Source organism: Thiomonas sp. SCN 64-16 (genome assembly GCF_001725585.1).
In the GTDB taxonomy this organism is placed as follows: domain Bacteria; phylum Pseudomonadota; class Gammaproteobacteria; order Burkholderiales; family Burkholderiaceae_C; genus Thiomonas; species Thiomonas arsenitoxydans.
The window spans coordinates 15735-28010 of record NZ_MEGQ01000023.1 but is presented as its reverse complement, the minus strand read 5'-3'; the positions used below and the strand labels follow the sequence as shown (position 1 = coordinate 28010).

The following is a 12276-nucleotide window of genomic DNA, read 5'->3' as shown; positions in this document are numbered from 1 at the left end:
ATTTCATCTCAGACCCTTTCAGGGCTTGCAGGGGCGGTGGGAACTGCGGCGGCAGGAACGGCAGCCACGGCGCTCACCCGCTCGACCTGAACCGCACCAGACATCGCTCCGAGCGCACCCAAGGGCGCCGCCTCGGCCCAGGCCGCAGCAATGCTGACCACGGTGGGGGCCAGCGCGTCGTCACAGCGCGCGGGTAACACCACGCTTTGCGCATCAACCGTATCAACCTTCACGCGCACCGAATCGCCGTTCTGCAGGCCGAGTTGTTCCCACAAGGCGGTGGACACGCCCACCATGCGGGCGTTGCGTGCATCGCGCGTGCGTTGCAGGCTAGGCGCGCGACGCACGATGGCGTCGCTCGAATAGATCGGCACCGGCGCAAAACGCTCGATCGCAGGGGCCACCGCGGCAGGCAACTGGGGTGGCAAGTCCAGGGGCGTGGACTGCGCCAGACGGGCGGCGATCTGGTCGGCGCCGCCTTGATCAACGCCACCCAGGCCCGCGAAGGCCTCAGTGCGAACCTCTGCAGCACTCTGGTAATCGAAGCCCTGCAGCTCGAACAAATTGCCCAGCACGCGCAGCACTTTCCATCCGGGACGGGTCTCACCCAGAGGCTGTACGACGGGGTTGAAACTCTGCAGCCGACCTTCGGCATTGACCACGCTGCCCGCCGTTTCGGTAAAGGGCGCGATCGGCAGCATGACGTGCGCGTAACCCTCAGCCGCGTCAACAAAGGGGCTGAACGAGACGATGAACTCGGCCTGCTCCAGCGCTTTGTGCAGGGCGACCGGGTCAGCGCTGTCTTCCTCCGGTTCGACGCCGAACAGCATCATGGCGCGCGGCGGCTGAGCGATGATTTTGGCGACATCACGGCCAGGAGCCAGGGGCGATACCCCCAGCAGCGCGGCGCCCACCGTGTTGCCCGCCTCAGTCAGATCGCCGCAGATGCCGCCGACCTCACGTGCGATCCACTGCGCGAGGGCGCGCAGCGTCGCAGCCTGCGGATGTTGCACGGCTGAGTCGCCCAGGAACACGGCCTTGTGTTCGCCGCCGAGCAGGCTGGCCGCGATCGCCTGAGCCTGAGCACTCGGCGTCGCCACGGCCTGAAGACCGGCCGGCGCCTCGATGCCTTTGACCTGTGCCACGGCACGCGCCACCCCAGCCAACTCGGCAACCCATAGACTGGGCGCAGCGGCAATGCGTGCGTGCAGGGGCATGAGCCAATCGTCGTTTGCCGCGTGCAGGGTGGAAATTTTGGCCCCGGCCTTGGCCGCTTGCCGCACGCGCGCCGACAGTAGCGGCTGCTCCTTGCGCAAGGTGCTGCCGATGAACAGAGCGGCCTGCAACTGTCCCATGTCGGCAATCGGCATGCCCAGCCAGGGAATGGCCGCTGCGTTGGCGTCACCGGAAAAATCGCTCTGGCGCAGACGGGTGTCCAGGCTGTTGCTGCCCAGCGCGGTCAGCAGTTTTTTCAGCAAATACAGCTCTTCCACCGTACTGGTGGGCACGGCCAGGGCTGCGAGCGCGGCGCCGCCCTCCTGCCCCATGGCGCGACGCAGACCTTGCACGGTAAATTCGAGCGCGGTTTGCCAGTCGACTGACTTCCACTGCCCGTTTTCGCGGATTTGCGGCGCGGTCAATCGTTCTTCGCTGTTGAGCCCTTCGTAGGCGAAACGATCTCGGTCGGAGATCCAGCATTCGTTGACGGCTTCGTTCTCTTGCGGCACCACGCGCATCACGCGGTCGCCCTTGACCTGCACGATGAGATTGGCGCCCACGCTGTCGTGCGGGCTGATGGAAGCGCGGCGCGACAGTTCCCAGGTGCGGGCGCTGTAGCGGAACGGCTTACTGGTGAGCGCGCCGACCGGACAGATGTCGATCATATTTCCCGACAGCTCGGAATCGACCGTGCTGCCGACGAAAGTCATGATCTCGGAATGCTCGCCGCGGTTGGCCATGCCGAGTTCCATGATGCCGGCAATTTCCTGGCCGAAGCGCACGCAGCGCGTGCACTGGATGCAGCGGCTCATCTCTTCCATGGCGATGAGCGGGCCGACATCTTTGTGAAAGACCACGCGCTTTTCTTCGGTGTAGCGCGAGACCGAACCGCCATAGCCCACGGCCAGATCCTGCAATTGGCATTCGCCGCCTTGGTCGCAGATCGGGCAATCGAGCGGATGGTTGATGAGCAGAAACTCCATCACCCCTTTCTGCGCCTGAAGCGCACGCTCGGAATGGGTGCGCACGACCATGCCCTGCGCGGCCGGGGTGGCGCAGGCCGGCAGCGGCTTGGGCGCCTTTTCCACATCGACCAGGCACATGCGGCAGTTGGCGGCGATGGTCAACTTGTGGTGATAGCAAAAATGCGGCACATAGATGCCGAGTTGCGTGGCCGCATCCATGACCATGGCGCCCTCGGGCACCTGGACTTTTTGACCGTCGATTTCGAGTTCAACCATGATGGTGCGTCCTGTGCAGAATCGGGACAAAGAGCGGCTCAAACATAGGCTGGCACGAGGCAGGTCTTGTGGGTGATGTGATGCTCGAACTCAGGCCGGAAGTGCTTGACGAACGACTTCACCGGCATGGCCGCCGCATCGCCCAGCGCGCAAATGGTGCGCCCGGCGATGTTGTCGGACACCGAGTTGAGCAGGTCGAGGTCTTCCATCCGTCCCTGGCCGTTTTCGATGCGATGCACCACGCGGTACAGCCAGCCCGTGCCTTCGCGACACGGCGTGCACTGCCCGCAGGACTCATGCTGGTAGAAGTAGGACAGACGCATCAGCGACTTCACAATGCAGCGGGTATCGTTGAGCACAATCACCGCCCCCGAACCCAGCATGGAGCCTGCCTTGGCGATGGAGTCGTAATCCATGGTGCAGTCCATCATGATGCTGGCGGGCAGCACCGGAGCCGATGATCCGCCGGGAATCACAGCCTTGAGCTCGCGCCCTTCGCGCATGCCCCCGGCGAGTTCGAGCAATTTGGCAAACGGCGTGCCCATGGGCACTTCGTAGTTGCCCGGTTTGGCGACGTCACCCGACACCGAATAAATTTTGGTACCGCCGTTGTTGGGTTTGCCCACTTCGAGATAAGCCTGGCCGCCGTTGCGGATGATCCACGGCACCGCGGCAAAGGTCTCGGTGTTGTTGATCGTGGTGGGTTTGCCATACAGGCCAAAGCTCGCGGGAAAAGGCGGCTTGAAGCGTGGCTGGCCCTTCTTGCCTTCGAGCGATTCGAGCAGCGCGGTTTCCTCGCCACAGATGTAGGCGCCAAAACCATGCGCGGCATGCAACTGGAAGCTGAAGTTGCTGCCCAGGATGTTGTCGCCCAGATAGCCTGCATCGCGTGCTTGTCGCAGCGCTTCTTCGAACCGGTCGTAATCCTCGAAAATCTCGCCGTGGATGTAGTTGTAGCCCACGGTGATGCCCATGGCGAAGGCGGCGATGGTCATGCCTTCGATCACCGCATGCGGGTTGAAGCGCAGGATGTCACGGTCTTTGAAGGTGCCCGGCTCGCCCTCGTCGGAGTTGCACACCAGATACTTCTGCCCCGGAAACTGACGCGGCATGAAACTCCATTTCAACCCGGTGGGAAAACCGGCACCGCCCCGCCCGCGCAACGCGGAAGTCTTGACCTCGGCGATGACCTGCTCGGGCGTCCAGCCTTCGGTGAGGATTTTGCGCAGCGCCTGGTAGCCATCGCGCGCCAGGTAGCCCTGCAGATCCCAATTCTCGCCGTTCAGCCCGGCGAGGATCTGCGGCTGCAGATGACGGCCGTGAAAACAGCTTTCCTGCCCAGTGCTTTGTCCGAATGGCCGACTCATTTCGACTCTCCCTTGGCCGCCTCTGCACGCAGTTCTTCCACCAGCGCATCGAGACGCTCGGGGCGCATGAAGCTGCACAGCCGACGATCGTTGACCAGCATGGCCGGGGCATCGCCGCAGGCGCCCAAGCATTCGGACTCTTGCAGGGTGAAAACTCCGTCGGGCGTGGTTTCGCCCAGCGCCACACCCAACTTTTCGCTCAAATACTGGGCCGCCGCTTCGCCGCCGCTCAGGGCGCACGGCAGATTGGTGCAGACGTTGAGCTTGAAGCGTCCGACCGGCCGGGTGTTGAACATGTTGTAGAAGGTCACCACCTCATGGACGGCGATCGGCGGCATGCCAAGGTAGTCGGCCACCGCCTTCTCGGCCTCGGGCGACACCCAGCCCTGCTCCTGCTGGACGATGGACAGCGCCGCGATGACCGCCGACTGTTTCTGCTCGGGCGGATATTTGGCCACTTCCAGGTCGATGCGCTGGCGGGTGGATTCGGACAACATCATGCGTTGCATTTCACAAGTGACAGGCGAGCGGTCCATCAGCGGTCGATCTCCCCGAAAACGATGTCGAGCGTGCCGATGATGGCGACGACGTCAGCGATCATGTGGCCGCGCGACATTTCATCGAGCGCAGCCAGATGGGCAAAGCCGGGCGCGCGGATCTTGAGACGATAAGGCTTGTTCGCCCCATCGGACACGAGGTAGATGCCAAACTCGCCCTTGGGATGCTCGACAGCGGCATAGGCCTGGCCTTCAGGCACGCGCATGCCTTCGCTGAACAGCTTGAAATGATGGATCAGCGCTTCCATGCTGGTCTTCATTTCCTCGCGCGCGGGGGCCGCAACTTTATGGTTGTCGGTAATCACCGGGCCGGGGTTGGCCCGCAGCCAGTCCACGCATTGCTTGATGATGCGATTGGACTGGCGCATTTCTTCCATGCGCACCAGATAGCGGTCATAGCAGTCGCCGTTCTTGCCCACGGGAATATCGAAATCCATGCGGTCATAGACGTCGTAGGGCTGGGTCTTGCGCAGGTCCCACACCACTCCGGAGCCGCGCAGCATCGGGCCGGTCATCCCCAGATTCATCGCCCGCTCCGGAGAGACCACGCCGATTCCCACCGTGCGCTGCTTCCAGATGCGGTTGTCAGTCAGCAGGGTTTCGTATTCATCGACATAGGCCGGGAAACGCTGGGTAAAGTCGTCGATGAAATCGAGCAGCGAGCCCTGGCGCCCGGCGTTGCGGGCCTCGACGGCGCGGGCATTGCGAATCTTCGACTCACCGTATTGCGCCATGCTGTCGGGCAGATCGCGGTAGACGCCGCCCGGGCGGAAATAGGCCGCATGCATCCGCGCACCCGACACCGCCTCGTACATATCGAACAAATCTTCGCGCTCGCGGAAGGCGTAGAGGAACACGGTCATCGCGCCGCAATCCAGCCCATGCGCGCCCAGCCACATGAGGTGGTTGAGCAAGCGGGTGATTTCGGCAAACATCACCCGGATGTATTGCCCACGCAGCGGAACCTCGACACCCAGCAGCTTTTCAATCGCTAGGCAGTAGGCATGCTCGTTGCACATCATGGACACGTAATCCAGACGATCCATATACGGCAGCGCCTGGATGTAGGTCTTGTGCTCCGCCAGTTTTTCGGTCGCCCGGTGCAACAGGCCAATGTGCGGATCTGCCCGCTGCACCACCTCGCCGTCGAGCTCAAGCACCAGACGCAGCACGCCGTGCGCAGCCGGATGCTGCGGGCCGAAGTTGAGGGTGTAGTTTTTAATGTCAGCCATATCAGTGCCCTAAGCAGTGCCCCAAGCTCAGCGCCCCAGACCTGCGCGACTGACACCGCCCAGACCCCCATAGCCCGTCTCGCGAATGACACGCGGAGTGATCTCGCGGGGTTCAATGGTGACAGGCTGGTAGATCACGCGCTTGCTGTCGGGGTCGTAGCGCATTTCCACCGTGCCGGAAAGCGGGAAGTCTTTACGGAAGGGATGACCGATGAAGCCGTAATCGGTAAGGATGCGGCGCAAATCCGGGTGGCCTTCAAAAATGATGCCGTAGAGATCGAAGGCCTCGCGCTCGAACCAGTTGGCCGAGTTCCAGATGTCGTTGATCGAGGCTACCAGCGGCAGATCATCGTCGGCACAGCGCACGCGCACACGCAATCGCCAGTTGTGCTTGAGCGACAACAGGTGCACGACCACCATGAAACGGCCAGCTTCCTCGCGCACGGCATTGCCGTATTGCGCGTAATCGACGCCGCAAAGATCGATGAGTTGCTCGAAATGCAGTTCGGCGTCATCGCGCAGAGCCAGACAAACGTCGCGGTAATGTGCCGGAGCAACGTCCAGGGTGAGTTCGCCCACGCTGGCCTGCAGGGCCAGAATGCGCTCGCCCAATGCGGCGCGCAGCGCGGTGTCGAGTTGTTCGAGCTTGCTGGTCATGGCATCGATTTGCGAAGTGAATGAGGGCGCGTTTTTGAAGGCAGTTCAGCGCGCGATCGTTTCGGTTCTGCGGATCTTGTTCTGCAACTGGATCAGTCCGTAAAGAAGCGCTTCGGCAGTCGGCGGGCAGCCCGGCACATACACATCCACCGGCACGATGCGGTCACACCCACGCACCACCGAGTAAGAGTAGTGGTAATAGCCGCCGCCGTTGGCGCAAGAGCCCATGGAGAGCACCCAGCGCGGCTCGGCCATCTGGTCGTAGACCTTGCGCAGCGCGGGCGCCATTTTGTTGCACAGCGTACCGGCCACGATCATCAAGTCGGACTGACGCGGGCTGGGGCGAAACACGATGCCAAAGCGGTCCAGGTCATAGCGCGCAGCACCTGCATGCATCATTTCCACCGCGCAGCAGGCCAGACCGAAGGTCATGGGCCAGAGCGAGCCGGTGCGCGTCCAGTTGATCAGCTTGTCTGCGGAAGTCGTGATGAAACCTTCCTGCAGAACGCCTTCAATGCTCATGATGCTTTACTCCTCATCGATTCAGATTGGCGCTGCAGGGCAAGCCCAACCACGAGTCTATGTCGCAGGGACTCATTCCCAATCGAGCGCTCCCTTTTTCCATTCGTAAATGAAGCCTATCGTGAGGATGGCGAGAAAAATCATCATCGCCCAGAAACCAATCTGGCCAATGTCTTTCAGGGCGACGGCCCAGGGAAACAGGAAGGCGATTTCAAGGTCGAACAGGATGAAGAGAATAGCGACGAGGTAGTAGCGCACGTCGAACTTCATCCGCGCGTCTTCGAACGCTTCGAAGCCGCACTCATAGGGGGAGTTTTTCTCGGCGTCGGGATGACGCGGAGCGATCAGGTAACCGAGCAGTTGGGGCACCACGCCCACACCAATGCCCACCAGGATGAACAACAACACCGGCAGATACTGCTCAAGGTTCATCGCACTCCATCTCCTGTTGTTATGGGGCTCGGGTTGAAACCCCGCCCTTCAATCTTTTGGTGCCGACGGCGAGACTCGAACTCGCACAGCTTTCGCCACTACCCCCTCAAGATAGCGTGTCTACCAATTCCACCACGTCGGCTCAAAACCGGATACCACCTGAACACCACCGCTTGACCTGCACGGCGAAAGTGGCCCGGCGCAACAAAACTTTTTAAGGACAGTCCACAGCGATCATGAGGATCATCGCCGTTGTGTGGCCTATCTTCAGCGCGGCAGCTTAAAGCGCTTCGTAAAGCGCGCTTACCTTACCCTTACCGCCCCGCATCTTGTTTGTTACCGGATTTGCAAAACAAAAGAATCTTACATGCTTCCAATACAGCGAAGCAACACGCAACAGTCGGATATTGCTCTAACGCAATGCTCAACCGCAGATCAGATTGACAAGTCGCAGAGCCTGTGTTTGCTGCAATGCACCATCAATGATGAGCGATGGTGCATGACACGCGAATTTACCGGCTCGCGGACGCCGCAGACGCGGCCGTCTTGGGCTGCGTGGTGGCTTGCGAAGCCTTGCTCACCGCGCCCGGCACTCCAGGAATTTCGCTGACCGGGCCCGCTGGTTTGGCGGGCGCCGCAACCGAGGCTACGGGCGCGGGCGCAGCGAGTTTTTCCATCAGTCCGCCATCGCCGGAATTGGCGCGGTTGCCGAAATACGCCATCATCAGCGTGGTAACGAAAAACAGTGTGGCGGCAACCGCTGTGCTGCGGCTCAAAAAATTCGCCGAACCGGTTGCCCCGAACAGGCTGCCCGAGGCTCCAGAGCCGAAAGAGGCGCCCATGTCGGCCCCTTTGCCGTGCTGCATCAACACCAGAACGATCATCACCAGCGCAGACAGGATCTGCACCACCAGAGTCAAGGTCAAAAGAATTTGCATTTGTGCACTCATCCGCGCCAGGCGCGATTTACAACTTCACTTCACAAAGCAGGACGAACCTGCGAATCAATCAGTCTTGGCGCGTTGCCGCGGTGATCGCCAGAAAATCAGCCGCCTTGAGCGACGCCCCACCGATAAGGCCGCCATCGATGTCGGCCTGCGAAAACAACACCGCCGCATTGTCGGGCTTCACACTGCCGCCGTACAGAATCCGCACACCCGCAGCGGCTTCGCTCACCGTGCGCAGATGCTCCCGCAGCACAGCGTGCACTTCTTGCGCCTGCTCCGGGGTCGCCGTGCGGCCCGTGCCGATCGCCCAGACGGGTTCGTAAGCCACGACGATGCGCGATGTCTGCTCTCGCAGAAGATGGGTGACGGCCAGCAACTGACGCAGCACCACGGCACGGGTCAGCCCCGACTCCCGCTCAGCCAGTGTTTCTCCCACGCAAACGATAGGCGTCATACCCGCTTCGAGCGCACGCTCGGCCTTGGCCGCGACGAGCACATCGGATTCATGATGATCGGCACGGCGCTCGGAGTGGCCGACGATGACATAGCTGCAGCCAAAATCCTGCAGCATGCTCGCGGACACTTCGCCCGTGTGTGCGCCACTTTGATGCACCGAACAATCCTGCGCCCCGAGCGCAACCTGGCTGGTCTGCAGCAGTTGTTGCACTTGAGAGAGATAGGGATAGGGCACGCAGATCGCCACTTCACAACGCGCGGTTCCTACGCCGGCAAGAACCTCGGCCAGCAGCGCGGCATTGCTCGCCAGGCTGCCATGCATTTTCCAGTTTCCTGCGACGAATTGCTGACGCATACTTTGCTCCTGTCTGATGTCGTTTACGGCGCGCGGTTCAAGACCAGCGCAGCACGAGTTTGCCAATGTGTTGCCCTTGCTCCATGCGCTGGTGCGCCTGCACGATGTCCTCGGCGGGGAATACCGCGTCGATCACTGGTCGCACACGACCTTGCTCGATCCAGGGCCAAACTGTTTTGTGCAAGGCCTGCGCAACGGCGCTCTTGAAGGCCACGCTGCGCGCGCGCAAAGTCGAGCCGGTGAGGGTCTGACGCCTGCGCATCAGCAGACCGGCATCGATTTCGGCCTTCACGCCCCCCTGCACGGCGATGACCACGAGCCGCCCCTCTTCTGCAAGGCAACGCTGCTCACGGGCGAGATAGCTGCCCGCCACCATGTCCAGAATGACGTCGGCGCCACGCTCTGCTGTGTGCGCCCGTACGGCCTCGACAAAATCCTGCGTGCGATAGTTGATGGCCACTTCAGCGCCGAGTTGGAGGCAGGCGGCACATTTTTCGTCAGAGCCAGCCGTGGCGACAACGCGAGCGCCACTGGCCACAGCCAATTGAATGGCCATCGTGCCAATCCCGCTGCTACCCCCCTGCACCAGCAGCATCTCACCTGCTTGCAAGCGCCCACGCTCGAACACGTTGTGCCAGACGGTGAATGCAGTTTCCGGCAGGGCAGCGCCCTCCTCCGCACTCAGCCCGCGCGGCAAGGGCAGGCACTGGCCAGTGGGCGCCACGCAATATTCGGCGTAGCCCCCCCCAGCGACGAGCGCGCAGACGAGATCGCCCTGGTGCAAATCGGTTCCCGCCAGATCGCCCGAGACGATTTCACCGCAGACTTCTAGCCCCGGAAGGTCGGGCGCACCCGCAGGCGGCGGATACAGACCGCGCCGCTGCAAGGCATCGGGTCGGTTGACGCCGAACGCTCGCACGCGCAGCAACACCTCGCCTGCACCGGCTTGCGGCATGGGCCGCTCGCAAAGACGCAGGACATCAGGTCCGCCGGGCTGGGAGATTTCGATGGCGCGCATGAAACCCGTGGCGATCAGACGCCCGGCTCAAGGTCGGCATCGGCGGCAGCGGGCGCCACGACCGGCTGCGCAGGCGCTGAAGAGGAATCCTCACCCAGCAGTGCCTTGATCGACAGACGGAAGCGGCCCTTGTCATCGGTTTCGATGACCTTGACGCGAACCTTCTGGCCCTCTTGCAGGAAGTCGCTCACCTTGTTGATGCGCTCGTTGGCGATCTGCGAGATGTGCAGCAGACCATCCTTGCCCGGCAGCACGTTCACCAGGGCGCCGAAATCGAGAATCTTGACCACGGCGCCGTCATACACCTGACCGACTTCCACTTCAGCGGTGAGGTCGATGATGCGCTGCTTGGCGATTGTGGCCTTGTCGGCGTCGGTCGAGGCGATGGTGATGGTGCCGTCCTCGCCGATGTTGATCTGCGTGCCGGTTTCTTCGGTGAGCGCACGGATGGTGGCGCCACCCTTGCCAATCACGTCGCGGATGCGCTCGGGATTGATCTTAAGGGTGTAGAGACGCGGCGCGAACTGCGAAACCTCTTCACGCGCACCGCCGACTGCCTGCTGCATGACGCCCAGGATGTGCATGCGGGCCTCGCGCGCTTGTGCCAGCGCCACCTGCATGATCTCGCGGGTAATGCCCTGAATCTTGATGTCCATCTGCAGCGCGGTCACGCCCGAGGCCGAACCCGCCACCTTGAAGTCCATGTCTCCGAGGTGATCTTCATCGCCCAGAATGTCGGTCAGCACCGCAAAACGATTGCCTTCCTTGATCAGACCCATGGCGATACCGGCCACATGCGCCTTCAGCGGCACACCGGCGTCGAGCAGTGCCAGGCAGCCGCCGCACACCGAGGCCATGGACGAAGAGCCGTTGGACTCGGTCACTTCCGACACCACGCGCATGGTGTAGGCGAAGTCTTCTTTTTTCGGCAGCACCGCAAGCAGCGCGCGCTTGGCCAGGCGACCATGGCCGATTTCGCGGCGCTTGGGCGTGCCCACGCGGCCCGTCTCGCCCGTGGCGAACGGCGGCATGTTGTAGTGCAGCAGGAAGCGGTCGCGGTATTCGCCGCCCAGCGCATCGATGATCTGCGCATCCTGGTCGGTGCCCAGCGTGGCCACGGCCAAAGCCTGGGTTTCACCACGGGTGAACAGCGCGCTGCCATGCGTGCGCGGCAACAACGAAGTACGGATGCTCAAAGGACGCACGGTGCGGGTGTCGCGACCATCGATGCGGGGCTCGCCCGCGAGAATCTGGTCACGCACGATGCGCGCTTCCATGTCGAACAGGATGCCGTCGACCTTGGCCGCATCAGCGGCGATGCCCGCCTCGGCCAAACCGGTATGCACCTTGGCCGTCGCTTCGCGCAAGGCCTGCGTGCGCGCCTGCTTCTGGGTGATTTTGTAGGCGGCGCGGATATCGTCACCAGCCAGCGCCTGAATGCGGTCGATCAGCGCCTGATCTTTCTCGGGCGCGGCCCAGTCCCAGGCAGGTTTGCCGCCATCGCGCACCAGCTCGTGGATGGCGTTGATCGCCGTCTGGAACTGCGCATGGCCGAACATCACGGCTTCGAGCATGACCTCTTCAGACAACTGATCGGCCTCGCTCTCGACCATCAGCACGGCCGATTCCGTACCCGCCACCACCAGTTCGAGGCGACTGTCGGCCAGTTCGGCGCGGCTGGGGTTGAGCACATAGTTGCCGTTGACATACCCCACGCGGGCTGCGCCCACCGGGCCATTGAACGGCAAGCCCGACACCGCGAGCGCGGCGCTTGAAGCCAGCAGGGCCGGAATATCGGCTTCGACCTCCGGGTTGATGGACAGCACATGCACCACCACCTGAACCTCGTTGAAAAACCCCTCAGGAAACAAGGGGCGGATCGGGCGATCGATCAAACGCGAGGTCAGCGTTTCATTTTCGCTGGGGCGGCCCTCCCGCTTGAAAAATCCACCGGGAATGCGGCCCGCCGCATAGGTCTTCTCGATGTAATCGACGGTCAGGGGGAAAAAATCCTGCCCCGCCTTGGCCGTACGCGCGCCCACCACCGTGGCGAGCACCACGGTATCGTCCATATTGAGCAGCACCGCACCGCTGGCCTGGCGCGCAATCTCGCCCGTTTCCATCGTGACTTGATGGCGTCCCCACTGGAAGGTTTTGACGACTTTGTTGAACATGGCTAACTCCTTGATCAAGGCGCAACTGCGATCTTCGTCCTGAGGGACTGAGATCGCCACGAGCAGCGCCCGTTAAAAACCTGGCGGAGTGATGCCATTC

11 protein-coding genes and 1 tRNA gene are annotated in these 12276 nt (G+C 62.2%); all 12 read right to left on the bottom strand.

What is annotated here, in order from left to right:
- Nucleotides 1-8: 8 nt before the first annotated feature.
- Nucleotides 9-2459: an NADH-quinone oxidoreductase subunit NuoG gene (gene nuoG, locus ABT24_RS08000; RefSeq protein WP_276727032.1), complete on the bottom strand. Its 2451-nt coding sequence runs from the start codon at nucleotides 2457-2459 to the stop codon at nucleotides 9-11.
- Nucleotides 2460-2497: 38 nt separating this feature from the next.
- Nucleotides 2498-3826 (bottom strand): NADH-quinone oxidoreductase subunit NuoF, encoded by a 1329-nt coding sequence (nuoF, locus tag ABT24_RS07995; protein WP_276727030.1) that lies wholly within the window; start codon nucleotides 3824-3826, stop codon nucleotides 2498-2500.
- A complete protein-coding gene (nuoE, locus tag ABT24_RS07990; RefSeq protein WP_041608708.1) occupies nucleotides 3823-4323 on the bottom strand; it encodes an NADH-quinone oxidoreductase subunit NuoE in 501 nt (166 codons plus the stop codon). The genes nuoF and nuoE overlap by 4 nt, the downstream gene beginning before the upstream one ends.
- Nucleotides 4324-4361: 38 nt before the next feature.
- Nucleotides 4362-5615: an NADH-quinone oxidoreductase subunit D gene (locus tag ABT24_RS07985; protein WP_013106538.1), complete on the bottom strand. Its 1254-nt coding sequence runs from the start codon at nucleotides 5613-5615 to the stop codon at nucleotides 4362-4364.
- Between the two features lie 27 nt (nucleotides 5616-5642).
- A complete protein-coding gene (locus ABT24_RS07980) occupies nucleotides 5643-6272 on the bottom strand; it encodes an NADH-quinone oxidoreductase subunit C (RefSeq protein ID WP_276727027.1) in 630 nt (209 codons plus the stop codon).
- 45 nt (nucleotides 6273-6317) lie between these two features.
- A complete protein-coding gene (locus ABT24_RS07975; protein WP_013106540.1) occupies nucleotides 6318-6794 on the bottom strand; it encodes a NuoB/complex I 20 kDa subunit family protein in 477 nt (158 codons plus the stop codon).
- A 72-nt stretch (nucleotides 6795-6866) separates the two neighbouring features.
- Nucleotides 6867-7226, bottom strand: a complete 360-nt coding sequence (locus tag ABT24_RS07970) for an NADH-quinone oxidoreductase subunit A (protein WP_013106541.1) — start codon at nucleotides 7224-7226, stop codon at nucleotides 6867-6869.
- Nucleotides 7227-7283: 57 nt separating this feature from the next.
- A tRNA-Leu gene (locus tag ABT24_RS07965) sits at nucleotides 7284-7368 on the bottom strand.
- A gap of 370 nt (nucleotides 7369-7738) precedes the next feature.
- Nucleotides 7739-8164: a preprotein translocase subunit SecG gene (gene secG / locus ABT24_RS07960; protein WP_276727025.1), complete on the bottom strand. Its 426-nt coding sequence runs from the start codon at nucleotides 8162-8164 to the stop codon at nucleotides 7739-7741.
- A 70-nt stretch (nucleotides 8165-8234) separates the two neighbouring features.
- Complete coding sequence (gene tpiA / locus ABT24_RS07955) at nucleotides 8235-8984, bottom strand: triose-phosphate isomerase (RefSeq protein WP_276727023.1); 750 nt, start codon at nucleotides 8982-8984, stop codon at nucleotides 8235-8237.
- 37 nt (nucleotides 8985-9021) lie between these two features.
- Nucleotides 9022-10002, bottom strand: a complete 981-nt coding sequence (locus ABT24_RS07950) for an NAD(P)H-quinone oxidoreductase (RefSeq protein WP_276727021.1) — start codon at nucleotides 10000-10002, stop codon at nucleotides 9022-9024.
- Between the two features lie 14 nt (nucleotides 10003-10016).
- The gene (pnp, locus tag ABT24_RS07945) at nucleotides 10017-12176 is read right to left on the bottom strand and encodes a polyribonucleotide nucleotidyltransferase (RefSeq protein WP_276727019.1); all 2160 of its coding nucleotides are present in this window, start codon (nucleotides 12174-12176) and stop codon (nucleotides 10017-10019) included.
- Between the last annotated feature and the right edge of the window lie 100 nt (nucleotides 12177-12276).

Bases quoted from the DNA above. Each gene is read 5' to 3' on its own strand.
- nuoG (WP_276727032.1), bottom strand. From the start codon at position 2,459: ATGGTTGAACTCGAAATCGACGGTCAAAAAGTCCAGGTGCCCGAGGGC.
- nuoF (WP_276727030.1), bottom strand. From the start codon at position 3,826: ATGAGTCGGCCATTCGGACAAAGCACTGGGCAGGAAAGCTGTTTTCAC.
- nuoE (WP_041608708.1), bottom strand. From the start codon at position 4,323: ATGTTGTCCGAATCCACCCGCCAGCGCATCGACCTGGAAGTGGCCAAA.
- ABT24_RS07985 (WP_013106538.1), bottom strand. From the start codon at position 5,615: ATGGCTGACATTAAAAACTACACCCTCAACTTCGGCCCGCAGCATCCG.
- ABT24_RS07980 (WP_276727027.1), bottom strand. From the start codon at position 6,272: ATGACCAGCAAGCTCGAACAACTCGACACCGCGCTGCGCGCCGCATTG.
- ABT24_RS07975 (WP_013106540.1), bottom strand. From the start codon at position 6,794: ATGAGCATTGAAGGCGTTCTGCAGGAAGGTTTCATCACGACTTCCGCA.
- ABT24_RS07970 (WP_013106541.1), bottom strand. From the start codon at position 7,226: ATGAACCTTGAGCAGTATCTGCCGGTGTTGTTGTTCATCCTGGTGGGC.
- secG (WP_276727025.1), bottom strand. From the start codon at position 8,164: ATGCAAATTCTTTTGACCTTGACTCTGGTGGTGCAGATCCTGTCTGCG.
- tpiA (WP_276727023.1), bottom strand. From the start codon at position 8,984: ATGCGTCAGCAATTCGTCGCAGGAAACTGGAAAATGCATGGCAGCCTG.
- ABT24_RS07950 (WP_276727021.1), bottom strand. From the start codon at position 10,002: ATGCGCGCCATCGAAATCTCCCAGCCCGGCGGACCTGATGTCCTGCGT.
- pnp (WP_276727019.1), bottom strand. From the start codon at position 12,176: ATGTTCAACAAAGTCGTCAAAACCTTCCAGTGGGGACGCCATCAAGTC.